Raw genomic sequence first — 22964 nt, 5'->3', positions numbered from 1 at the left:
GGGCCAGAAAAAATGGGCTCTTTTTTTGTTTCGTTTAGATACAATCCGAATAGCGCTTTAGCTGGTACCTCAGGGAAAGAAAGATGCTCGATATGTTAATGCAGTGGTATCGCCGCCGGTTTTCCGACCCGGAAGCGATAGCGCTGCTGGTCATTCTGGTTGCGGGTTTCTGCATCCTGTTCTTTTTTCACAGCCTGTTAGCCCCGCTGCTGGTGGCTATCGTGCTGGCGTTTTTGCTGGAGTGGCCCACGGTACGCCTTGAGCGCATCGGCTGTTCTCGCACCCTGGCGGCAACGCTGGTGCTGGTGCTGTTTATCGGCATCGTGCTGGTGATGGCGTTTGTGGTGATCCCGGTGGCCTGGCAACAGGGGATTTATTTAATCCGCGATATGCCGGGGATGCTGAATAAGCTCTCAGATTTTGCCGCTACCCTGCCGAAACGCTACCCGGCCTTGATGGACGCGGGGATTATCGACGCCATGGCGGAAAATATGCGCGCCCGCATGACCGTGGTCGGTGATTCGGTGGTGAAATTCTCGCTGGCGTCGCTGGTGGGGTTATTAACCCTCGCTATTTACCTGATCCTGGTGCCGCTGATGGTGTTTTTCCTGGTGAAAGACAAAGAGCAGATGCTCAATGCGGTGCGCCGGGTTTTACCGCGCAATCGCGGGCTGGCGGGCCAGGTCTGGACTGAAATGAACCAGCAGATCACCAACTATATTCGCGGCAAAGTGCTGGAAATGGTCGTGGTCGGTGTCGCTACCTGGATTGGCTTTCGCATCTTTGGACTGAACTACTCGCTACTGCTGGCAGTGCTTGTTGGGTTATCAGTCTTGATCCCCTATATCGGCGCGTTTGTGGTGACTATCCCGGTCATCTGCGTGGCGCTGTTCCAGTTTGGGCTGGGCACCGAGTTCTGGAGCTGCTTCGCGGTGTACCTGATTATCCAGGCGCTGGACGGCAACCTGCTGGTGCCGGTGTTGTTCTCGGAAGCCGTAAACCTGCATCCGCTGGTGATTATTCTGTCGGTGGTGATTTTCGGCGGGCTATGGGGATTCTGGGGCGTATTCTTTGCTATCCCGCTGGCGACGTTGATTAAGGCCGTGGTTCATGCCTGGCCGGATGGGTTGTCGGTTGAAGATAAACCGTAACGCAGACAAAAAAGCCGACATCGCGTCGGCTTTTTACATCAAAGGCATTTAACGGTTTTCGTTCAGCCAGGCTAAGACCACATCGTGGTGGTTGCTGGTTTTGAAATCGTCAAACACGTGTTCAACGACGCCGTTGCCGTCCAGCAGAAAACTAATGCGGTGAATACCGTCATAGGTTTTCCCCATAAATGATTTTTCGCCCCATACGCCAAACTGTTCGCAAACCTGATGGTCTTCATCGGAAAGCAGGGTGAAATTAAGCAACTCTTTTTCTGCGAAACGCGAGAGTTTCTCGGGTTTATCGGTGCTGATCCCTAATACTTCAACACCGGCTTTTTTCAAATCGTCCATGTTGTCGCGCAGCCCGCAAGCTTGCACGGTACAACCAGGCGTCATGGCCTTCGGGTAAAAGTAAACCAGAACACGCTGTCCCTGGAAGTCGGTCAAATTTACTTGTTCACCGTCCTGATCGGGCAAGCTAAATTTTGGTGCGTTCTCTCCGGCTTTCAGTGGGTTCATTACGACACTCCGTCCTGTTCATCTTGCTGTTGATAGTTAACGACGTTAATACTGCCTTGCGCATTCAGTTCTGTACAGAGAGCCTTGAACGCTTGCTCGATTATTGTCGCATTATCCAGCGCGGGGCTGTGGGCGGTCATTTGAATATACAGCTGGGCGCTTTTACCGTTATCGGCAGGTTGGGTGCGCGACACCAGTTCGGCGATATTGAGATTGTGCGCGTCCAGCAGCGCGGTGAATCGTTCAATCAGATGCGGGGAGTCTTCCACTTCCACCTGCACCCATACGGTAGCGGGCATCGCCTGGCGCGGACGGGCGGTGGTGCGTTTCATCACAATCAGTAAATCAAGCTCCGCGCCTTTGAGCGGCAGCGTGGATTCAATCAGCGTGATCGCGTTCCAGCTCCCGGAAAGCAGCATAATAAACGTGAACTCGTCACCCAGCATCGCCAGCCGGCTGTCTTCAATGTTACAGCCGCAGCTGCTGACATGGCGGGTAATGGTATTCACGATACCCGAGCGGTCAGCGCCCAGCGCGGTAATGACAAGATAGTGTTGTGATGAGAGTGCCAAACGGATTCTTCCTGTGCCTCTGTGAATAATTATAAGGAAACCATAAAAAAAACCGCCATACAACAACCTGGACGCCCTTGTGCGCTTGCTTTTATATTGGCAGCAAACGTACCATTGAGTTTCTTGTTTGCACAGAGGATGGCCCATGTTCACGGGAAGTATTGTCGCGCTGATTACACCGATGGATCTCAAAGGTAATATCTGTCGGTCGAGCCTGAAAAAACTGATTGATTACCATGTCGCCAGCGGAACCTCGGCGATTGTTTCTGTAGGGACTACCGGCGAGTCCGCAACCCTGAGCCATGACGAGCATGGCGACGTTGTGATGATGACGCTCGAACTGGCTGACGGCCGTATCCCGGTGATCGCTGGTACCGGTGCAAACGCGACCTCAGAGGCCATTAGCCTGACGCAGCGTTTCAACGACAGCGGCATTGTTGGCTGCCTGACCGTGACGCCGTACTACAACCGTCCTACCCAGGAAGGTTTGTTCCAGCATTTCAAAGCCATCGCTGAACACACCGATTTGCCGCAGATCCTGTATAATGTGCCGTCTCGTACCGGCTGTGACATGCTGCCGGAAACGGTAGGCAGACTCTCGAAAGTTAAAAATATTGTCGGTATTAAAGAAGCGACAGGGAACTTAACGCGGGTTAACCAGATCAAAGAGCTGGTTTCAGACGACTTTATTCTGGTGAGCGGCGATGACGCCAGCGCGCTGGACTTTATGCAACTGGGCGGTCATGGCGTGATTTCGGTTACTGCTAACGTTGCCGCGCGTGACATGGCTGAAATGTGCAAACTTGCCGCAGCCGGCCAGTACCGTGAAGCTCGCGTGATTAACCAGCGTTTGATGCCGCTGCATCATAAACTATTTGTTGAACCCAACCCGATCCCGGCCAAATGGGCATGTAAGGCGTTGGGACTTGTGGCGACCGATACGCTACGCTTGCCGATGACCCCGATCACCGACCACGGTCGTGACGAGGTTGCGGGCGCGCTTAAGCATGCTGGTCTGCTGTAAAGTTTAGGGAGATTTGATGGCTTACTCAGTACAGAAGTCGCGTGTGGCGAAAGTAGCAACCGTATCACTGGTGATGCTGCTCGCCGCCTGTAGTTCCGATTCGCGCTATAAGCGCCAGGTGAGCGGGGATGAGTCTTATCTGGATGCCGCGCCGCTGGCGGAACTTCATGCCCCGGCGGGGTTAATTCTGCCGGTTGAAAACGGCGACTATAACATTCCTGTGACCAACGGCAGCGGTCGGGTCGGTAAAGAACTGGATATTCGTCCGCCAGCACAGCCGCTGGCTCTGGTGACTGGCGCACGCACGCAGTTCACCGGGGATACCGCCACGCTGCTGCTGGAAAACGGCCGCAGCGGTTCGCTCTGGCCGCAGGTAGTAAGCGCAGTCCAGTCTCATAGCTATGCGATCACTAAACGCGACGATGCCGCCCAGACCCTCAGCACCGACTGGGTGCAGTGGAACCGCGCGGATGAAGATCAGCAATACCGTGGCCGTTATCAGATCACCGTTCAGCCGCAGGGCTACCAGCAGGCGCTGGTGGTGAAACTGGTTAATCTGGAGCAGGGCGGTAAACCTGTCGCCGACTCGGCTTCGCTCCAGCGCTATAGCGCGGAAATGCTTAACAGCATCGCCTCGTCGCTGGATAAAACCCAAACGGCTAACCAGAACGCGGCAGATAACCGCAGCACCAGCCAGATTGACGTGCAAAGCGCTGCCGATGACACCGGTTTGCCAATGCTGGTGGTACGCGCGCCGTTCAGCGTGGTATGGAACCGCCTGCCTGCAACCCTCGAAAAAGTGGGTATGAAGGTGACGGACTCCACCCGTTCAACCGGTAGCGTAGCGTTAACCTACAAACCGTTGTCTGACGGCGACTGGCAGGCACTGGGCGCACGCGATCCGGGCCTGAGCAGCGGCGATTACAAACTTCAGGTCGGCGATCTGGATAACCGCAGCAGCCTGCAATTTATCGATCCGAAAGGACATACGCTGACCCAGTCGCAAAACGATGCGCTGGTGGCCGTATTCCAGGCCGCATTCAGCAAGTAATACCAGGGCCGGATCACTCCGGCCTTTTTTTATTGAACAGACGCAATCGTGTGCGTCACCGGAAACACCCCATTTTTTGCGTAAAACCTTTGAATCATCACACCTGGAGTAATAAAGATGCAAAAGCAAGCTGAGTTGTATCGCGGCAAAGCGAAAACCGTTTACAGCACGGAGAACCCCGATCTGTTGGTGCTCGAATTCCGTAACGATACGTCAGCAGGAGACGGCGCGCGCATTGAACAGTTCGATCGTAAAGGCATGGTGAACAATAAGTTCAACCATTTCATTATGACCAAACTGGAAGAAGCGGGCATCCCGACCCAAATGGAAGCGCTGCTCTCCGATACCGAATGCCTGGTGAAAAAACTGGAGATGGTGCCGGTAGAATGCGTGGTGCGCAACCGTGCGGCAGGCTCTCTGGTGAAGCGCCTGGGTATCGAAGAAGGTATCGAACTGAATCCGCCGCTGTTCGACATGTTCCTGAAAAACGACGCCATGCACGATCCGATGGTCAACGAGTCCTACTGCGAAACCTTCGGCTGGGTGAATAAAGAAAATCTGGCGCGCATGAAAGAGCTGACCTACAAAGCCAACGACGTGCTGAAAAAGCTGTTTGACGATGCGGGCCTGATCCTGGTAGATTTCAAACTTGAATTCGGCCTGTTCAAAGGTGAAGTGGTGCTGGGCGACGAGTTTTCCCCGGACGGCAGCCGCCTGTGGGATAAAAACACCATGGACAAAATGGACAAAGACCGTTTCCGCCAGAGCCTGGGCGGACTGATTGAAGCGTATGAAGAAGTTGCTCGTCGTCTGGGCGTAAATGTAGACTAACCGCGCAATCGTTTACCGCTTAAGGGGCACGTATTAACGTGCCCTTGTCGATCTGGCTCCCTTTTCTTATGGAAATCCGTCCGTTAACCGCCTACGATCAGTCAATATTATTATAAAAGTTCGAGGTGTTTCATGCGTTGGCAAGGGCGTCGCGGCAGCGACAATATCGATGACAGACGTGGCGAATCCCGTGGCCCGATGATGGGCGGCGGTGGTTTTCGTTTACCCGGCGGCAAAGGCGGCGTCGTCCTGCTGGTGATCGTGGTGATTGCCAGTTTCTATGGGGTGGATCTCACCTCGCTGTTAACTGGCGGGCAACCCGTCTCTCAACAAACCAGCCGTTCTATCAGCCCCAATGAGGATGAAGCAGCCAAATTCACTTCAGTCATTCTGGCAACGACTGAGGATACCTGGGGCCAGATTTTCGAGCGTCAGGGCCGCACTTATCAGCAACCCAAACTGGTGATGTATCGCGGCGCGACCCGCACCGGTTGCGGCACCGGGCAGTCAGTAATGGGGCCGTTTTATTGCCCGGCAGACAGCACCGTCTATATCGACCTCTCTTTCTATGACGACATGAACAGTAAGCTGGGTGCGGAAGGCGATTTCGCGCAGGGCTATGTGATTGCCCATGAAGTGGGGCACCATGTGCAGAAGCTGATGGGCATTGAGCCGAAAGTTCGCGAAATGCAGCGTAACGCTTCTGAAGCGGAAGTGAACCGTCTCTCCGTGCGTATGGAACTTCAGGCCGACTGCTTCGCTGGCGTCTGGGGCCACAGCATGCAGCAGCAGGGCGTGCTGGAAGCGGGAGATTTGCAGGAAGCCCTGAACGCGGCGGAGGCGATTGGCGACGATCGCCTGCAACAGCAAAGCCAGGGGCGCGTGATCCCGGACAGCTTCACCCACGGGACGTCTGAACAGCGTTACACCTGGTTTAAACGCGGCTTTGACAGTGGCGATCCGGCACAGTGTAATACCTTTGGCAATAAGCTTTAACTGACGCATTCAGCAAGGAAGCCGGTATGGATTCGTTGATCGCTATTACTGCTGCGATGGCGCGAGCGGGTATTCGTCGGTTGCTGGTGCTGGCGGGCGAAAGCCACTGGAGCAACGCGATCCTTACCGATCTTGCTGAGGCATTGCCCGCCCACTGGCTGTGGGTGGGCGAAAACCCGCTATTTGAGCTGCATTCTCCCACCTCCCGCGTTCGTACACTGCTAGGCCGTGAATTCGGGCATACCGTTTTTGATGCCAGACAGGGGCTGGATGTCGAAGCCCTGGCGATTGTCGCCGGGACGTTGAAGGCCGGAAGCTGGCTGGTGCTACTGACACCCCCCTGGGAACACTGGTCGCAAACACCGGATGAAGATTCCCGCCGCTGGTCTGACAGTCCTTCCAGCATTGCCACCCCGCATTTTATTTCCCGTCTTCAACGTGCGTTCTCGCAGGACGGTGAGGTGGTGTGCTGGCATCAGCATCAGCCCGTGTATTTTATGCCTTCATTGCCGCGCCCCGACTGGCATCCCGCAGACGGCGCGCCGCTGCGCCAGCAGGCGGACATCCTTCGGGCATTGCAGACTTTGCACAGCGGCGTAGCCGTGGTAACCGCGCCGCGCGGACGTGGTAAATCGGCGTTGGCCGGAATGTTGATAAATAACTGTATGGGCAATTGCATCGTGACCGCGCCGTCCCGCGCCGCCACGAATGTGCTGGCCCACTACGCCGCCGATAAATTTCATTTTTTTGCGCCGGATGCGCTATATGAACTGATCCAGACCGCGCACGCTCCACAAGCCGACTGGCTGGTTATCGATGAAGCCGCCGCCATCCCTGGCCCATTGTTAAGCGCGCTGATTGCCGCCTGGCCGCGCGTATTGCTGGTGACGACGATTCAGGGTTATGAAGGCACCGGGCGCGGTTTTATGCTTAAGTTTTGCGCGGCGGTGCCGGGCATTCAGCAATTCGCCTTGTCGCATCCGATCCGCTGGGCGGATAACGATCCGCTTGAACGGGTTCTGGATACCCTCTTGCTGTTTAAAGATGAGGATTTCACCCGCGCGCCACGGGGGAAAGTGCAGTTTAGCGCGCTGAAGCAACATCACTGGGAAACCGATCCCGGGCAAATGGCCTCGGTGTATCAACTGCTGTGCGGCGCGCACTACCGCACTTCCCCCCTCGATTTACGCCGCATGATGGATGCGCCAGGCCAACGGATTATCGCCGGAACGGTGGATGACAAAACCGCGGCGGCGCTGTGGCTACTGGAAGAGGGCGGGCTTAGCCCGGCACTTAGCCAGGCGGTGTGGGCGGGCTATCGTCGGCCGCGCGGCAACCTGGTGGCGCAATCCCTGGCGGCACACGGCGGCAGCCCGTTAGCCGCAACGTTAAACGGGCTGCGGATAAGCCGGATCGCTGTGCATCCCGCCCGCCAGCGTGAAGGGCTGGGCCAGGCGTTAATCCATTGGGCGCGAGTGCACCACGTAAAAGACATTGATTATCTTTCGGTGAGTTTCGGCTATACCCAAACCCTGTGGCGCTTCTGGCAGCGATGCGGTTTTACGCTGGTGCGCATTGGCAGCCACCGGGAAGCCAGCAGCGGCTGTTATAACGCCATCGCCCTACTGCCGCTCACCCCGGCAGGTGAGGCGCTGGTGAAGAATGAACGGGCGCGTTTTGAGCGGGATGCGGCTTTCCTGCAACCCTGGATTGAGGAAAAATTGCCTGTAGAAACCGTGATGGCGACTACGCTTAATGATGACGACTGGCTTGAGCTTGGCGGATTCGCATTCGCCCATCGTCCGCTGGAAACCTGTCTGGGAAGCGTAAACAGGCTGGTTATTGCAAGCCAGTTGCCCGTTTCTGCGCTGCGTGGCCGCCTCGACGTTCGCCAGTCTGTTCCGGCACTGTGCCAGATGCTGCGTCTGAGCGGGCGCAAGGCGCTGCTGGCGCGATGTCGTCAGGAAACGTCGCAGGCGTTATATCAGCTCGACCCTGCCCGACACGACGCGTTAAAGAACCAAGTTTTGCAATTGCAATTTTTCCACTGACTTGTTCAGTGAAATGGCATGGTCATTGTTTTTCCCGGGCGTAGACTGCTTTTACTAACCAAGGAGATAGCCATGAATCATGACCACGTTGTTGTTCAAAGCCCAGCCGCACCCGCCAAACAGTTGCTGCTGCTATTTCATGGCGTGGGCGATAATCCGGTCTCCATGGGCGAAATTGGCCGCCACTTCGCGCCGCTATTTCCTGACGCGTTGGTTGTCAGCATCGGCGGCCCCAACCCGAGCGGACCAGCGCCAGGCCGACAGTGGTTTTCCGTGGCTGGCGTGACCGAAGATAACCGTCAGCAGCGCATCGACGACATCATGCCGCTGTTTATCGAAACCGTACGCTACTGGCAGCAGCAGAGCGGTGTGGATGCGGGCGCAACAGCGCTTATCGGCTTCTCGCAGGGGGCGATTATGGCGCTGGAAAGTATCAAGGCACAGCCAGGCCTGGTTTCACGCGTTGTGGCGTTTAACGGGCGCTTTGCCCGACTTCCAGAGAAAGTGACCACCGCGACTACGGTGCACCTGATCCACGGTGATGAAGACCGGGTTATTGAACTGTCCCATGCCGTCAACGCTGAAGAGGCGCTGACCCAAGCGGGCGGTGACGTGACGCTGGATGTCATTGAGGATTTAGGCCATGCCATTGATGGACGCAGTATGCAGGCCGCGCTGGATCATCTGCGCTATACCGTGCCGAAGCGCTATTTCGACGAGGCGCTCAGCGGCGGCAAGCCGAATGATGACGATATTATTGAGATGATATAAAAAAACCCTCGCAAGAGGGTTTTTCATTTCAGCATGACGTATTAAGGCTTCTTCTTCGGCCAGTCGTCTTCATCGTCCCACTTATCGTTGAAGTCACGGTGCGGGGGCAGTTCCGGCCGGTTATTCAAAAACTTCTTATGATCGACGCGCTTAAGGTCTTTGATGACGTTCAGCAGTACGCCAACCAGAAAAACCAGCACCAGTATCCACCAATATTTCGCAAACCAATCCATGTAGTTCCTCCCGAAACGGCCCGTCAGGCGACGAGCTGCTCCATGATGCGTTGATACATGCGGGCCAGCAGTTGCAGGTCGGCGGCGTTCACGCACTCATTGATTTTATGAATGGTGGCGTTAACCGGCCCAAGCTCCACAACCTGCGCACCCATCCGTGCTATAAAACGCCCGTCAGAGGTGCCGCCTGTGGTCAACAGTTGGGGTTTGATTTCATTATAGTGCGCAACCGCATTCACTACCGCATCCACCAGTTTACCGCGTGAGGTCAGGAACGGCTGGCCGGATAGCCACCAGTCCACGCTGTAGCGCAGTTGATGGCGATCGAGAATTTCGATCACGCGCTGTTTGATAAGCTCATCCGTCAGCTCGGTACTGAACCGGAAGTTAAACTGCACAAACAGATCGCCAGGGATCACGTTATTGCTGCCGGTGCCAGCTTTGATATTGGCAACCTGCATACTGGTCGGCGGGAAAAAGGCGTTGCCGCGATCCCACTCAATGCCCACCAGCTCCGCCAGCATCGGCGCGGCGCGGTGAACCGGATTGTCCGCCAGGTGCGGATAGGCCACATGGCCCTGAACACCGTGAATGGTTAGATTGCAGGTTAACGAGCCGCGACGACCATTTTTTACCACGTCGCCTACCACTTCGGTGCTGGACGGTTCGCCGACCAGGCAGTAATCCAGGCGTTCTTTACGCGCCATCAGTTCTTCTACCACCTTGACGGTGCCGTTTTTGGCGCTGGCTTCTTCATCGGAAGTGATCAAAAACGCGAGGCGTCCTTTATGGCGCGGATGCTGGGCGACAAAGCGCTCCGCTGCGACAACCATCGCGGCGAGGGAGCCTTTCATATCTGCCGCGCCGCGGCCAAACAGCATGCCGTCGCGGATAGTGGGTTCAAACGGCGGATTGATCCAGCGGTCGGCATCGCCAGCGGGCACCACATCGGTATGCCCGGCGAAGGCCAGCGTTTCGCCCTGACCGCGCCATGCCCAGAAGTTTTGGGTGTCGCCAAAATCCATCGACTCGACGGTAAAACCAATGGCGCCCAATCGTTCGATGAGCAACGCCTGGCAGCCCGCGTCATCGGGGCTCAGAGAAGGGCGACGAATAAGCTGCTGTGTCAGCTCAATAACCGGGCAGGACATAACACTACACCTCGTTGAAATACTGCTGATACTGAGTTTCATTGAAACCCAGCAGCATAGGCTTACCGGGCGCGCAGAGCAATGGGCGTTTGATAATTGCAGGCATTTCAACCATCAAGTCAATTGCGCTCGCGGCGTCGGTTACGGCGTTACGCCGGGATTCATCCAGTTTGCGCCAGGTGGTGCCACGTGTATTCAACAGCGCTTCCCAACCCAGTTCATCGGCAAACTTATGCAGCATTTCTGCATTAATCCCATCAACGCGATAATCGTGAAACTGATAATCGATCTGATGACTTTCTAACCATCGGCGTGCCTTTTTGATGGTGTCGCAATTTTTGATGCCATGCAGGATGACCATATTGAGTCCTTTTGTAGTAATGGAGTTTATTAAATCAAATTTTTAGAATAATTAAAGGGTAATATTAAGCGCCATGTAATATAACGGTCCGGCTTTAATCGTGCAGACGATATACAGCTTATCACAGGCGATGAATAAATCCTGAATAATAACCGTAATGTATACTGCGGGTGATAGATATTAACAGAAGCAATGATTATCGTCGCAATGATTGTAGTTTAATCTTTTCAGTGAAAAGTGTGATGGAAAAGAAAAATGTCTGTTATCATCCGCGCCGCTAACACGCCGGTTTTGCACAGATTTGTAACCTTTTTTATGGGTAAGTTCTTATTTTAAAGCAAATTTCAAAATATTGCGGTCTGTCACGACTTATGTAATAGAAACGCGGCATAGTACTTTCCAACAACGCTGAATACAAAAAAAGAAGTGTGAAGCAGTTGGCTAAAATATCTGCAGAAGAAGATATATTTTCATATAATGGAAATATAATAAGAGAGGTAATTATGATTGATCGTGAACTAGGGAACTGGAAAGATTTTATTGATGGGATGCTGCGTAAGTAACCATCCAGTATGAAATCAAGAACACGACGTTCTTCGAATAATAAATCGTGGGTAAACCCACTAAAAAAGCGACCTGTTCAGGCCGCTTTTTTTTGAACAAAAATTCTTACTTTTCCTGACGTTCCTTCAGCGGGAAACGCTGCCTTACCAGCACGAAAAACAGTGGCACGAAGAAAATGGCCAACACGGTAGCGGAAATCATGCCGCCCATCACCCCGGTGCCCACGGCGTGCTGGCTGCTGGAGCCCGCGCCGCTGCTGGTTGCCATCGGCAACACGCCGAAGATAAATGCCAGCGACGTCATCAGTATCGGGCGCAGACGCTGGTGACAGGCTTCCAGCGTAGCCGCTATCAGATCCTTACCGCGCGCATTCATATCATTAGCAAACTCGACGATTAATATGGCGTTCTTGGCCGATAGCCCAATCACCGTAAGTAACCCCACCTGGAAATAGACGTCGTTTTCTAGCCCGCGCATCCAGGTCGCCAGTAGCGCGCCGATCACGCCCAGCGGCACCACCAGCATCACGGAGAACGGCACCGACCAGCTCTCATACAGCGCCGCAAGGCACAGGAAGACCACCAGCAGCGAGATGGCATACAGCGCCGGAGCCTGCGCGCCGGAAAGCCGTTCCTGATAGGACATCGCCGTCCACTCCACGCCGAACCCGACAGGCAGTTCTTTTACCAGTTGCTCCATAATATCCATTGCAGTACCGGTACTGACGCCCGGCGCGGCCTCGCCGACAATCTCCACCGCCGAATAGCCGTTGTAACGCTCAAGGCGCGGCGAACCGGTTTCCCAGCGCGAGGTCGCGAACGCCGAGAAGGGTACCATCCCGCCGTCTTTATTGCGCACATACCACTGATTAATATCTTCCGGCAACATGCGGTATTTCGCGGCGGCCTGAACGTAGACCTTTTTCACGCGCCCGCGATCCATAAAGTCGTTCACATAGCTGGAACCCCAGGCGGTTTGCAGGGTGTTATTGATGTCGTCAATGGAGACGCCCAGCGCCTGGGCTTTACGCTGGTCGATATCAATCTGCAACTGCGGGCTGTCGTCCAGGCCATTGTGGCGTACCCGGGTCAACTGATGATTATCCCCGGCCAGCGCCAGCAGTTGGTCGCGCGCTTTCATCAGCGCATCGTGACCGGCCCCGGAGTGATCCTGAAGTTCCATATCAAAGCCCGCCGAACTGCCCATGCCGCTAATCGCAGGCGGGCTGCTGGCAAATACACGTGCTTCTTTGATGCCCTGAAACGCTTTGGTGGCGCGTTCGATGATGGCGAAGGAACTGCCGGTTTTGGCGTCGCGGTCGTCCCAGTCTTTCAGACGGACAAACATCCGCGCCACATTTTGCCCGTTGCCGCCCGGCCCGGAACCCACGGTGGCAAACACCGACATCACGTTCTCTTTCTCTTTGGTGAAGAAATACTGCTCCACCTGCTGAACCACTTTCAGCGTCTGCTGCTGGGTCGCGCCGCTGGGCAACTGTACCGAGGTGATAAACATCCCCCGGTCTTCCAGCGGGAGAAACGAGGTCGGAAGCCGTAAAAAGATAATCACCATACCGCCGAGCAACAGCGCATAAATCAGCATCCAGCGCACGCTGCGGTGCAAAATTTTGCCCACGCCGCGCTCATAGCGCGCCGCGTTGCGGCTGAACATCCGGTTAAACCAGCCGAAAAAGCCGCGCTGGCCGTGATGCTCGCCTTTGTGCAGCGGCTTTAGCATGGTGGCGCACAGGGCAGGGGTGAGGATCATCGCCACCAGCACCGAGAGCACCATGGCGGAAACGATAGTGATGGAGAACTGCCGGTAAATCGCGCCGGTCGTGCCGCCGAAAAAAGCCATCGGGATAAACACGGCGGAAAGCACCATGGCGATCCCCACCAGCGCGCCCTGGATCTGCCCCATCGATTTGCGCGTGGCTTCCCTGGGGGATAAGCCTTCCTCGCTCATAATGCGTTCGACGTTTTCCACTACCACGATAGCGTCGTCTACCAGCAGGCCGATAGCCAGCACCATGGCGAACATTGTCAGGGTGTTGATGCTGTAGTCAAAGGCGTAAAGCACCGCAAAGGTGCCCATTAACACTACCGGAACGGCGATAGTCGGGATCAGCGTGGCGCGAAAGTTCTGCAGGAACAGGTACATCACCAGGAACACCAGCGCGATGGCTTCCAGCAGCGTTTTCACCACATCGACAATCGAGGCTTTAACAAACGAGGTGGTCTCATAAGCGACTTTGTATTCCAGCCCGTGGGGAAAATACTGGGCCAGTTCATCGAGCTTTTTCAGCGCCAGTTCCGCTGTCGCCATTTCATTGGCACCAGAGGCCAGTTTGATCCCCAGGCCGGATGCCGCATTGCCGTTAAACCGGCTCAGGTAATCATACTTTTCCGCGCCCATCTCTACCACGGCGACATCGCCGAGTTTTACTTCTGAGCCGTCCTGATTGACCCGCAGGGTGATGTCACGGAACTGTTCCGGGGTTTCCAGCAGCGACTGGGCATTGATGGTGGCATTCAGCGCCTGGTTATCCACCGACGGCGTGCCGCCCAACTGGCCGACGGCAATCTGGCTGTTCTGGGATTCAATGGCGTCCACCACATCCTGCGTGGTGAGCTGATAGCTGATCAGCTTGCCCGGCTCCAGCCAGATGCGCATGGAGTAGGGCGAACCGTAGGCGTCTATGTCCCCCACGCCATCCACGCGGCTGAGCGGGTCCTGAATATTACTGGCGACATAGTCAGCAATATCCTGCTTATCCATGCTGCCGTCGGTAGAGACAAACGCGATGGTCAGAATATTGGTATCGCCGGTTTTGCGCACCGTCACCCCCTGGTTCTGCACCGCCTGGGGGAGTTTACGCATTGCCGACTGCAACTGGTTTTGCACCTGCTGGACGGCTTCGTCCGGGTCGGTCCCGGCGGCAAAACTTAACGTAATCGAGGCTTGCCCGGTCGCGCTGCTTTGCGACGACATATACATCAGATTGTCGAGGCCGGTCATGTTCTGCTCGATGACCTGAGTAACGGTATTTTCCAGGGTTTGCGCCGACGCGCCGGGGTAGTTAGCGGTGATCCGCACGTTCGGCGGCGCCAGGTCGGGATATTGCTCAACAGGTAACGAAAAAATGGCTAACGTGCCAGTAAGACACAAAATGATGGCCAGCACCCAGGCAAAAATGGGGCGATCGATAAAAAAATTAGCCATGTGTGTCAAAACCTCTTAATGCTTCGCGACGTTATTATTAGGGGCCGCTTCACTGTATCCGCTAACCCCGAGGCAAACGTGGAGAAATTGAGGAGATAGTGTAAATTAGTATTCAGTTTTTGCAGGCTGAAGGCCCAGCCTGCGAAGGTCGTTATAGCCCGCGAGTTTCCAGAAACAGCACCGTCGCCGCCACCCGGGAACGCACGTTAAGTTTGCGTAACAGGTTGCGAATATGGACTTTTACGGTCTCTTCAGAAATATGCAGCACCATAGCGATTTGTTTATTCGACTGGCCGCGCGCCACTTCCTGCAACACATCCAGTTCCCGCTCGGTCAGCGTGGTAAAGGGATCGTCGCTTTTTACGCTATCTTTACGATTATTTAAGTATTCGCGCACCTGCTCGCTAAACGCGTCGCCGTGCAGTGCGCCGTGGCGGATCGCCGCCAGCAGTTCTTCCGGATCGCTGTCTTTCAGCAAATAGCCATCCGCGCCCGCGTCGATCAGCGCATACACGTCATTCCGGGCATCGGAGACGGTCAGCACGATAATCCGCGCGCTGACGCCATCACGGCGCAGGGCATGCAGAGTATCAAGGCCGCTCAGCCCTTTCATATTGAGATCCAGCAGGATGACATCGGGTGAAAGACGATTAGCGAGACTGATGGCTTCCGTTCCGCTACTGGCTTCACCGACCACATTGAAGCTGTCGTCGATTTCCAGTAGTTGGCGAATCCCGCGGCGCATCAGCGGATGATCGTCGACAATCAATACCTGGTGCTGTTGTTTTTCCGTCATCCTGGTCTCCCTGTAATACGGTGTGATTATTGTAATTAGACGTTTGCCACGTCAGACATGGTCTGGGGTGTGGTAAAGCTGATGCCGATCATGGTTCCGCCATTGACCGGACGCGAAATGGTTAGCACCCCACCTAATCTTTCGGCACGTTCATGCATAATATTTAGCCCATAATGACCGGCGGGTTCATCAAGGCTGGCGATCCCGGTTCCGTTATCACGGATATAGACCGCATGACTGCCGTCCGGCGAGGTCAAACAGCTCACGGAAATCTCGCTGGCGTTGGCGTGCTTAATGGCGTTCAGCACCGCTTCGCGCACGATTTGCAGCAAATGCACCTGCTGTTGCGCGTCCAGCGCCAGCGGCGACATTTTGCAATCCAGATGGATCGCGGCGGCGGTCTGGCCGCGCAGCGGTTCGATCATCTCCTGCAACGCCGAGGGTAAATCTGCCTGTTGCAGCGTTAAGCGGAACGTGGTCAGCAGTTCGCGCAGTTGACGGTAGGCGTCGTTCAGCGCGCGGTCGAAATCGCTGATAATCTGCTGCGCTTTGTCATTTTCCTGGGGCACTGCGCGTTTCAGTAACGTCAACTGGATGCGTAAAAACGACAGCACCTGCGCCAGCGAATCGTGGAGTTCCCGGGCAATAGTAGCGCGTTCTTCCATCAATAATAACTGTTGATAATGCTTTTGCGCCTGGTTGAAGAACAGCCCGCGCCCCAGCATATTCGCCACGCTTTCCATTAACTGCGGGGAAGGGTTTTTCCCCTGCGACTGCCAGCGCAACTGGCCAAAAATGGTTTCCTGCATCGCCAGCGGCAGCGTATGCCAGGGGGCCATCAGTTCGCTTGCGCCTTCGCTGAGCCGCCAGTGGCTGCCGACTTCCATCTCGATTGCGCCGATGGCTTCATGCTGGCGGACAATTTGTAAAATCCGCCGGAAACAGTGCTGGTCGATAGTGCTGACGTTCAGCGCCTGCGAGCAGTGGTACAGCACGCCGAGCATGCGGTTGGCTTCCTGTAAACTCAGGGTTTTTTCCCGCACGTTTTCTTCCAGCGAGCGATACAGCTTTTGCAGTTCGCCGGACATGCGGGTAAAGGAACGGCCCAGCAGGCCCAGTTCATTATCCAGTTCGGTATTGAGCGGCGGGTAATCAAACTGCTGCTGCTCTATGCTGCGGCTGGCGTGCACCAGGCTGTTCAGCGGTTCCACCACCTGCTGGCGAATGCGCCGCAGGGTAAAGAAGACCAGCGTGAAAATCGCCATAAAGCCAAACAGCGAGGTCAACACCACCAGGATTACTTTCCGCTCGGCATAGTGTTGCAGGGCCAGAACAAACAGATCGATTTGGTGCACGTAGCCGGAAATATTGTTGTGGTACCAGGTCAGATCCCGCGCCAGCAGGCGGTTGTTCATCTCCTGCCAGTTCTCGTGCAGCGCCGCATAGCGCTCCCGCACTTCGCCTGGCACATACCAGCGGTTCAGCAACATCAGCACCGGCGAATTCAGCGCGGTGTCATACTGCTGCCGATGGCTCTCAAGCTGCGGATCGTTGGCCTGCAACTCATAGCCGAGGCGGTAGCTTTGCATCCGTAGCGAACCAGCGATATTCACCGCTTCGGCATCGCGCAGGCTGCTGGCGAGGGTCAGCAGGGCGACGCCCGTCGACAAGAGCGACAGCAGCATGATGTAAAAAAAGGCGCGTGCAAGGCTTGTGGATACCGGACGTTGAACAATCACCGATCTGTTCCCTCACTGCAAAGGTGGTCGCAACCTACCAGAATCTAACGGGACGTGAAACAGCCTTTCAGGAAACTTTCGCGCCAGCTAGCAGCATTTTTCTATCTATAACCAGCCGCTAAAACACTGCTGACATCCTGATAACAAAAATTTCAGCAAAACGGGGTTTCAATTTCAGCAAAATAAATTGATCTGGTTCAGCATACCGGGCAATTTGTTCTCTTTTCGTGCAAACGCCCGTTGCGCCGCCGCCCCAGACTGGTTAAGAAATACCCCCTATAACAATACGAGTATCGACGGGGTGAGTATGATGAACCGGTTTGTGTTTGCAGATGCGTCGCGCTGCATTGGATGCCATGCATGTGAAGTGGCTTGCGTGATGGCACATAATAACGAGCAGCACGTGCTGACGGCATCAGCTTTTCGCCCGCGTATTACCGTGTTGAAACAAGGGAACCTGCGCAATGCGGTGACCTGCCATCATTGTGAATCCGCACCCTGCCTGCGCAGTTGCCCCAACGGCGCGCTGACCAAAACCCAGCAGAGCATCCTGCTTGATGAGCGCAAATGCATCGGCTGCAAATCCTGTATGCTGGCTTGCCCATTTGGCGTAATGCAGATGGTGGAAAGCGCGTGCGGCCCGCACGATACCGTTACGACTCACGCCCATAAATGCGATCTGTGCCATCAGCGCGACGCTGGTCCGGCCTGCGTGGAGCAGTGCCCGTCTAATGCCCTGCGCGTGGTGGGCGGCGAGTCGCTCCAGAGCCTGGCGCGCAGCCGCCGCGTGGACACCGCCTGTCGCGAAGCGCAGTCGCCCCACGGCGGGTTGGCATTACGCCGCGTGCCGGACGTGGGTGATAAAGTGCGTCAGATGGCGGCGACACCGCCACGCGGCGAGCCGGACAAACTGCCCCTCGCGCAGCGTAAAACCGGTTTCGATGAGATTTACCTGCCGTTCAGCGCACAACAGGCGGGCGCAGAGGCTGAACGCTGCCTGAGCTGCGGCGAACACAGCATCTGCGAATGGACATGCCCATTGCATAACCACATCCCGCAGTGGATTGAGCTGGTGAAGCAGGGCCGGGAAAGCGAAGCAGTCGAACTGTCCCATCAAACCAACTGCCTGCCGGAAATCACCGGGCGCGTCTGCCCGCAGGACCGTCTGTGCGAAGGGGCCTGTACGGTACGCGATGAGCACGGCGCGGTGACCATCGGTAATATCGAGCGCTATATTTCCGACCGCGCCTTTGCCCGCGGCTGGCGGCCCGATCTCTCTCACGTACAGCCGAAAGCGGGACGGGTGGCGATTATCGGTGCGGGCCCGGCGGGGCTGGCGTGCGCGGATTTACTGGCGCGCAGCGGCGTTCAAACCACGGTTTACGATCTGCACCCGGAAATCGGCGGCTTGCTGACCTTTGGCATTCCATCTTTCAAGCTGGATAAAAGCCTGATGCAGCGGCGGCGGGAAATCTTCACGTCGATGGGCATCACCTTCCAGTTGAACTGCGAAATCGGTAAAGACATTCCGCTCGCCGCGCTGGTGGAGGAGTACGACGCGGTATTTATCGGCGTTGGCACCTATCGTTCAATGAAAGCCGACTTGCCTAATGAAGACGCGCCGGGCGTGTATGATGCGCTGCCGTTCCTGATTGCCAACACCAAACAGGTGATGGGCCTGGCGGAACTGGATACCCAGCCGTATGTCGATATGGCGGGTAAAGCGGTGGTGGTGCTGGGCGGTGGCGATACCGCGATGGACTGCGTGCGCACCTCGCTGCGCCACGGGGCGGCGAAAGTGACCTGCGCCTACCGTCGCGATGAGAAAAACATGCCCGGCTCGCGCAAAGAGGTGAAAAACGCGCGGGAAGAAGGGGCGCAGTTTGAGTTTAACGTGCAGCCAGTGGACGTGGTGCTGGATGAATCTGGTAAGGCCTGCGGGGTACGGTTTTTGCGTACCGCGCTGGGTGAGCCAGACAGCCAGGGCCGCCGCCGCCCGCAACCGATCCCCGGCAGTGAATTTGTGATGCGCGCTGATGCGGTGGTGATGGCGTTCGGCTTCCATCCTCATGCGATGCCGTGGCTGGAAGCCCAGGGCGTGAGGCTTGACGACTGGGGTCGGATTCAGGCGAATGTGGAGAGCGAGTATCGGTATCAGACGACCAATCCGAAGATTTTCGCAGGGGGCGATGCGGTGCGCGGGGCGGATCTGGTGGTGACGGCGATGGCGGAAGGGCGCCATGCGGCGAGGGGGATTTTGAAGTATCTGGCGTTGGAGGAGCAGGTGGCCCATTGAGAACGTTCCGTTCGGTGGAATTGTTCCGTTCGCCTGGGCTTTTGAGTCAATCTTAAGCGCAGGTGTACGCGAGCGTCCCTGACACGTTCGCCGTCACTGAAGCTGCATAGTTGAACTTAGTTTGAGCGAACGGAACAATTCCACCTTACAAAAGAAACGGAACCCTTCCACCAAACAAATAAATACCTCTGGCTTCAACCAAAAAGCCGCCCCCAGCCCCAAACCCACCTCATCCTTGATCCAACAACAGGATTTACCCCCTTAGAGTGATGCCCCCTCTACCCCTTGTCACATATTGTTACCACACTCCTATAACCGCATCGTTAATGCGGACACCCTCTTTATAAGTACGACTGGATTGCAAGGATTGCCAATGGCAGAAGTGTCGAGACGACGTTTATTAACGGGCTGGCGTACCCACGCACCCGAATTTCGTCCGCCCTGGAGTGGCGGCGAAGATCATTTCGTCGAGCACTGCACCCGCTGCCAGCAATGCGTTACCGCCTGCCCGACCCGCGTCCTGACTATTGGCGCGGGCGGTTACCCGAAAATGGATTTCGACCAGGCGGAATGCACATTTTGCTACGCCTGCGCCGACCATTGCCCGGAAACGCTGTTTTTACCGCAAAGCGCAACGCCCTGGGATTACCAGTTATCTATTAGCGAACGCTGCCTGGCGCACCGCCGGGTGGAGTGCCGCTGTTGTCAGGACGCCTGTGAAATTCAGGCGATACGTTTTCGCCCAACGCTGAACGGCATCGCCCGTCCTGAACCTGATGTGTCTTCGTGTACCACTTGTGGGGCGTGTATTCCGGCCTGTCCGGTCTCAGCTATCACCCTAAGGAGTCGTCATGAGTAGTGAATGGCACGTATCCAGTTTATTCGTCCAGACGCGCCCTGACGCCACCGAAAGCGTGACGCAGTTGCTCAACGCCATGGCGAATACCGAGGTCGCAGCCAGTGAAGAAGCCACCGGGAAACTGGTGGTTGTGATGGAAGCCGCCAGTAGCGCGGCCTTAATCGAAAGAATTGAGTCGGCACGTAATCTCGCAGGCGTGCTGGCGGTGTCGCTGGTTTACCACCAGCAGGATGAGCAAGGTGAGGAAACACCATGAAACTCAGTCGTCGTAGCTTTATGAAAGCTAACGCCGTCGCCGCGGCCGCTGCGGCAGCGGGCATCACTGTACCGTCCGTGGCCCGGGCGGTCGTCGGACAACAAGATGCCATTAAATGGGATAAAGCCCCGTGCCGTTTCTGCGGTACCGGCTGCGGCGTATTAGTCGGTACCCAGAATGGCAAAATGGTAGCCTGCCAGGGCGACCCGGACGCACCGGTCAACCGTGGGCTGAACTGCATTAAAGGCTACTTCCTGCCGAAGATCATGTACGGCAAAGACCGGTTGACCCAGCCGCTGCTGCGCATGAAAGACGGCCAGTATAGTAAAGAGGGTGAGTTTACCCCGGTCAGTTGGGAACAAGCTTTTGATGTGATGGAACAAAAATTCAAAACCGCCATCAAGGAAAAAGGCCCGGATTCCGTGGGCATGTTCGGTTCCGGCCAGTGGACCGTGTGGGAAGGCTATGCGGCCTCGAAACTGTTCAAAGCCGGTCTGCGCACCAACAACATCGACCCGAACGCGCGTCACTGCATGGCGTCAGCGGTGGTTGGCTTTATGCGTACCTTTGGCATGGATGAGCCGATGGGCTGCTACGACGACATCGAGCAAACTGATGCATTCGTGTTGTGGGGCTCGAATATGGCGGAGATGCACCCGATCCTGTGGTCGCGCATCACCAACCGTCGTCTGTCCGATCCGAACGTGACCGTCGCGGTTCTCTCGACCTTCCAGCACCGCAGCTTCGAGCTGGCGGATAACGGCATGGTCTTTACCCCGCAGAGCGACCTGGCGATCCTTAACTACATCGCCAACTACATCATTCAAAATAACGCGGTTAACGAGTCGTTCTTCAAACAGCACGTCAACCTGCGCCGTGGCGCAACGGACATCGGTTACGGCCTGCGTCCGACCCACCCGCTGGAAAAAGCGGCTAAAAATCCGGGTTCTGATGCGTCTGAACCGATGACCTTTGACGAGTACAAAGCGTTCGTTGCGGAATATACCCTCGAAAAAACCGCCGAAATGACCAGCGTGCCGAAAGATCAACTGGAAGCGCTGGCGCAGCTGTATGCCGATCCGAAGAAGAAAGTGATTTCTTACTGGACTATGGGCTTCAACCAGCACACTCGCGGCGTGTGGGCCAACAACCTGGTGTACAACATCCACCTGCTGACCGGGAAAATCTCCCAGCCAGGCTGTGGACCGTTCTCCCTGACCGGCCAGCCATCCGCCTGCGGCACTGCGCGTGAAGTGGGTACTTTTGCTCACCGTCTGCCTGCCGACATGGTAGTGACGAACGAGAAACACCGCGATATCACCGAAAAAATGTGGCAGATCCCCACCGGTACCATTCCGGCGAAAATCGGTCTCCACGCGGTGGCGCAGGACCGCGCGCTGAAAGACGGCAAACTGAACGTCTACTGGGTGATGTGTAACAACAACATGCAGGCCGGGCCGAACATCAATGAAGAGCGTATGCCGGGCTGGCGCGATCCGCGCAACTTTATCATCGTCTCCGATCCGTACCCGACCGTGAGCGCGCTGGCAGCGGATTTGATCCTGCCGACCGCCATGTGGGTTGAGAAAGAAGGGGCCTTCGGCAACGCCGAACGCCGCACTCAGTTCTGGCGTCAGCAGGTTCAGGCACCGGGCGAAGCAAAATCCGACCTGTGGCAGTTAGTGACTTTCGCTAAGCGCTTCAAAGTCGAAGAAGTCTGGCCGGAAGAGCTGCTGGCCCAGAAGCCGGAATACCGTGGCAAAACCCTGTTTGACGTCCTGTTCGCGAACGATAACGTCAAGAAATTCCCGGTAAGCGAACTGGCGGAAGATCAACTGAACGATGAATCCCGCGAGCTGGGCTTCTATCTGCAAAAAGGTCTGTTCGAAGAGTACGCCGCTTTCGGACGCGGCCACGGTCACGACCTGGCGCCGTTCGACGATTACCACAAAGCGCGCGGTCTGCGCTGGCCGGTGGTTGACGGCAAAGAAACCCAGTGGCGCTACAGCGAAGGCCACGACCCGTACGTGAAAGCGGGCGAGGGCTACAAATTCTACGGCAAGCCGGATGGTAAAGCGGTGATCTTCGCGCTGCCGTTCGAGCCTGCGGCAGAAGCGCCGGATAAAGAATACGATCTGTGGTTGTCCACCGGCCGCGTGCTGGAGCACTGGCACACCGGCAGTATGACCCGCCGCGTGCCGGAACTGCACCGCGCGTTCCCGGAAGCCGTGCTGTTTATCCATCCGCTGGATGCGCAGTCTCGTGGCCTGCGTCGCGGCGACAAGGTGAAAGTCGTTTCCCGTCGCGGCGAGTTGGTTTCCATTGTGGAAACCCGTGGACGTAACCGTCCGCCGCAGGGACTGGTGTACATGCCGTTCTTCGACGCCGCACAGCTGGTTAACGTATTGACCCTCGACGCCACTGACCCGCTCTCGAAAGAGACGGACTTCAAGAAGTGCGCCGTGAAGGTTGAGAAGGTGTAACCACCGTGGCCAGGGAAAACGCACCACGACCGGCTCGC

20 protein-coding genes are annotated in these 22964 nt (G+C 56.1%); 12 read left to right on the top strand and 8 right to left on the bottom strand.

The genetic code is table 11. The features are described 5' to 3' along the window. Positions 1–83: 83 nt before the first annotated feature. A complete protein-coding gene (locus tag ACVV26_RS15980) occupies positions 84–1151 on the top strand; it encodes an AI-2E family transporter (protein WP_474798197.1) in 1068 nt (355 codons plus the stop codon). Between the two features lie 48 nt (positions 1152–1199). Here ACVV26_RS15980 and bcp read toward each other — a convergent pair whose 3' ends face one another. After that, complete coding sequence (gene bcp, locus ACVV26_RS15975; RefSeq protein ID WP_312982953.1) at positions 1200–1670, bottom strand: thioredoxin-dependent thiol peroxidase; 471 nt, start codon at positions 1668–1670, stop codon at positions 1200–1202. Further along, the gene (locus tag ACVV26_RS15970) at positions 1670–2242 is read right to left on the bottom strand and encodes a glycine cleavage system transcriptional repressor (RefSeq protein ID WP_312982954.1); all 573 of its coding nucleotides are present in this window, start codon (positions 2240–2242) and stop codon (positions 1670–1672) included. The genes bcp and ACVV26_RS15970 overlap by 1 nt, the downstream gene beginning before the upstream one ends. Positions 2243–2387: 145 nt before the next feature. On the opposite strand from ACVV26_RS15970, the gene dapA reads away from it, so the two are divergent. The 6 genes from dapA to ypfH all read left to right on the top strand — a co-directional run bounded on the left by dapA (position 2388) and on the right by ypfH (position 8966). Beyond that, positions 2388–3266, top strand: coding sequence for a 4-hydroxy-tetrahydrodipicolinate synthase (dapA, locus tag ACVV26_RS15965; RefSeq protein ID WP_312982955.1), 879 nt, complete (start codon positions 2388–2390; stop codon positions 3264–3266). Between the two features lie 16 nt (positions 3267–3282). Next, on the top strand, positions 3283–4317 hold the full coding sequence (gene bamC / locus ACVV26_RS15960; RefSeq protein ID WP_474798196.1) for an outer membrane protein assembly factor BamC: 1035 nt from the start codon (positions 3283–3285) through the stop codon (positions 4315–4317). 117 nt (positions 4318–4434) lie between these two features. Beyond that, on the top strand, positions 4435–5148 hold the full coding sequence (purC, locus tag ACVV26_RS15955; RefSeq protein WP_474798195.1) for a phosphoribosylaminoimidazolesuccinocarboxamide synthase: 714 nt from the start codon (positions 4435–4437) through the stop codon (positions 5146–5148). A 132-nt stretch (positions 5149–5280) separates the two neighbouring features. Further along, entirely contained in the window at positions 5281–6144 is an 864-nt protein-coding gene (gene ypfJ, locus ACVV26_RS15950; RefSeq protein ID WP_312982958.1) for a KPN_02809 family neutral zinc metallopeptidase, read from the top strand. A 26-nt stretch (positions 6145–6170) separates the two neighbouring features. Continuing rightward, positions 6171–8195 carry a tRNA(Met) cytidine acetyltransferase TmcA gene (locus tag ACVV26_RS15945; protein WP_474798194.1) on the top strand — a complete coding sequence of 675 codons (2025 nt, stop codon included), beginning with the start codon at positions 6171–6173 and terminating at the stop codon, positions 8193–8195. Between the two features lie 72 nt (positions 8196–8267). After that, positions 8268–8966 carry an esterase gene (gene ypfH / locus ACVV26_RS15940; RefSeq protein ID WP_474798192.1) on the top strand — a complete coding sequence of 233 codons (699 nt, stop codon included), beginning with the start codon at positions 8268–8270 and terminating at the stop codon, positions 8964–8966. Between the two features lie 41 nt (positions 8967–9007). On the opposite strand, the gene ACVV26_RS15935 is transcribed toward ypfH, so the two are convergent. Genes ACVV26_RS15935 through ACVV26_RS15925 form a run of 3 tightly spaced genes read right to left on the bottom strand, consistent with a single transcriptional unit; the run spans position 9008 to position 10711 of the window. Then, positions 9008–9199 carry a YpfN family protein gene (locus ACVV26_RS15935; protein ID WP_312982961.1) on the bottom strand — a complete coding sequence of 64 codons (192 nt, stop codon included), beginning with the start codon at positions 9197–9199 and terminating at the stop codon, positions 9008–9010. 23 nt (positions 9200–9222) lie between these two features. Beyond that, positions 9223–10350 carry a succinyl-diaminopimelate desuccinylase gene (gene dapE, locus ACVV26_RS15930; RefSeq protein WP_474798191.1) on the bottom strand — a complete coding sequence of 376 codons (1128 nt, stop codon included), beginning with the start codon at positions 10348–10350 and terminating at the stop codon, positions 9223–9225. 4 nt (positions 10351–10354) lie between these two features. Next, positions 10355–10711 (bottom strand): ArsC family reductase, encoded by a 357-nt coding sequence (locus tag ACVV26_RS15925; RefSeq protein ID WP_474798189.1) that lies wholly within the window; start codon positions 10709–10711, stop codon positions 10355–10357. Between the two features lie 503 nt (positions 10712–11214). On the opposite strand from ACVV26_RS15925, the gene ypfM reads away from it, so the two are divergent. Next, positions 11215–11274 carry a protein YpfM gene (ypfM, locus tag ACVV26_RS15920; RefSeq protein WP_121497584.1) on the top strand — a complete coding sequence of 20 codons (60 nt, stop codon included), beginning with the start codon at positions 11215–11217 and terminating at the stop codon, positions 11272–11274. A 106-nt stretch (positions 11275–11380) separates the two neighbouring features. Here the strand turns inward: ypfM and acrD are convergent, their stop codons facing one another. The 3 genes from acrD to narQ form a co-directional block, all read right to left on the bottom strand. Further along, positions 11381–14497 carry a multidrug efflux RND transporter permease AcrD gene (gene acrD, locus ACVV26_RS15915; RefSeq protein ID WP_474798188.1) on the bottom strand — a complete coding sequence of 1039 codons (3117 nt, stop codon included), beginning with the start codon at positions 14495–14497 and terminating at the stop codon, positions 11381–11383. 151 nt (positions 14498–14648) lie between these two features. After that, entirely contained in the window at positions 14649–15293 is a 645-nt protein-coding gene (gene narP, locus ACVV26_RS15910; RefSeq protein ID WP_125294154.1) for a nitrate/nitrite response regulator protein NarP, read from the bottom strand. A gap of 35 nt (positions 15294–15328) precedes the next feature. After that, the gene (gene narQ, locus ACVV26_RS15905; protein WP_474798187.1) at positions 15329–17032 is read right to left on the bottom strand and encodes a nitrate/nitrite two-component system sensor histidine kinase NarQ; all 1704 of its coding nucleotides are present in this window, start codon (positions 17030–17032) and stop codon (positions 15329–15331) included. A gap of 310 nt (positions 17033–17342) precedes the next feature. Between narQ and aegA the strand changes: the two genes are divergently transcribed. From aegA to napA, 4 genes are all read left to right on the top strand, one after another. Next, a complete protein-coding gene (aegA, locus tag ACVV26_RS15900) occupies positions 17343–19328 on the top strand; it encodes a formate-dependent uric acid utilization protein AegA (protein ID WP_474801878.1) in 1986 nt (661 codons plus the stop codon). Positions 19329–19701: 373 nt separating this feature from the next. After that, positions 19702–20187 (top strand): ferredoxin-type protein NapF, encoded by a 486-nt coding sequence (napF, locus tag ACVV26_RS15895; RefSeq protein ID WP_474798186.1) that lies wholly within the window; start codon positions 19702–19704, stop codon positions 20185–20187. Then, the gene (gene napD, locus ACVV26_RS15890) at positions 20180–20443 is read left to right on the top strand and encodes a chaperone NapD (RefSeq protein WP_002463611.1); all 264 of its coding nucleotides are present in this window, start codon (positions 20180–20182) and stop codon (positions 20441–20443) included. The genes napF and napD overlap by 8 nt, the downstream gene beginning before the upstream one ends. Next, positions 20440–22926, top strand: coding sequence for a nitrate reductase catalytic subunit NapA (gene napA, locus ACVV26_RS15885; protein WP_474798185.1), 2487 nt, complete (start codon positions 20440–20442; stop codon positions 22924–22926). The genes napD and napA overlap by 4 nt, the downstream gene beginning before the upstream one ends. Positions 22927–22964 lie beyond the last annotated feature (38 nt).

This window comes from Atlantibacter sp. MEI4A-1023 (assembly GCF_056155425.1).
This window is presented reverse-complemented; position numbering and strand designations above follow the sequence as displayed.

What these genes read in the sequence shown, in the direction of transcription:
- ACVV26_RS15980 (WP_474798197.1), top strand. Translation starts at nt 84, where the DNA reads ATGCTCGATATGTTAATGCAGTGGTATCGCCGCCGGTTTTCCGACCCG.
- bcp (WP_312982953.1), bottom strand. Translation starts at nt 1,670, where the DNA reads ATGAACCCACTGAAAGCCGGAGAGAACGCACCAAAATTTAGCTTGCCC.
- dapA (WP_312982955.1), top strand. Translation starts at nt 2,388, where the DNA reads ATGTTCACGGGAAGTATTGTCGCGCTGATTACACCGATGGATCTCAAA.
- bamC (WP_474798196.1), top strand. Translation starts at nt 3,283, where the DNA reads ATGGCTTACTCAGTACAGAAGTCGCGTGTGGCGAAAGTAGCAACCGTA.
- purC (WP_474798195.1), top strand. Translation starts at nt 4,435, where the DNA reads ATGCAAAAGCAAGCTGAGTTGTATCGCGGCAAAGCGAAAACCGTTTAC.
- ypfJ (WP_312982958.1), top strand. Translation starts at nt 5,281, where the DNA reads ATGCGTTGGCAAGGGCGTCGCGGCAGCGACAATATCGATGACAGACGT.
- ACVV26_RS15945 (WP_474798194.1), top strand. Translation starts at nt 6,171, where the DNA reads ATGGATTCGTTGATCGCTATTACTGCTGCGATGGCGCGAGCGGGTATT.
- ypfH (WP_474798192.1), top strand. Translation starts at nt 8,268, where the DNA reads ATGAATCATGACCACGTTGTTGTTCAAAGCCCAGCCGCACCCGCCAAA.
- ACVV26_RS15935 (WP_312982961.1), bottom strand. Translation starts at nt 9,199, where the DNA reads ATGGATTGGTTTGCGAAATATTGGTGGATACTGGTGCTGGTTTTTCTG.
- dapE (WP_474798191.1), bottom strand. Translation starts at nt 10,350, where the DNA reads ATGTCCTGCCCGGTTATTGAGCTGACACAGCAGCTTATTCGTCGCCCT.
- ACVV26_RS15925 (WP_474798189.1), bottom strand. Translation starts at nt 10,711, where the DNA reads ATGGTCATCCTGCATGGCATCAAAAATTGCGACACCATCAAAAAGGCA.
- acrD (WP_474798188.1), bottom strand. Translation starts at nt 14,497, where the DNA reads ATGGCTAATTTTTTTATCGATCGCCCCATTTTTGCCTGGGTGCTGGCC.
- narP (WP_125294154.1), bottom strand. Translation starts at nt 15,293, where the DNA reads ATGACGGAAAAACAACAGCACCAGGTATTGATTGTCGACGATCATCCG.
- aegA (WP_474801878.1), top strand. Translation starts at nt 17,343, where the DNA reads ATGAACCGGTTTGTGTTTGCAGATGCGTCGCGCTGCATTGGATGCCAT.
- napF (WP_474798186.1), top strand. Translation starts at nt 19,702, where the DNA reads ATGGCAGAAGTGTCGAGACGACGTTTATTAACGGGCTGGCGTACCCAC.
- napD (WP_002463611.1), top strand. Translation starts at nt 20,180, where the DNA reads ATGAGTAGTGAATGGCACGTATCCAGTTTATTCGTCCAGACGCGCCCT.
- napA (WP_474798185.1), top strand. Translation starts at nt 20,440, where the DNA reads ATGAAACTCAGTCGTCGTAGCTTTATGAAAGCTAACGCCGTCGCCGCG.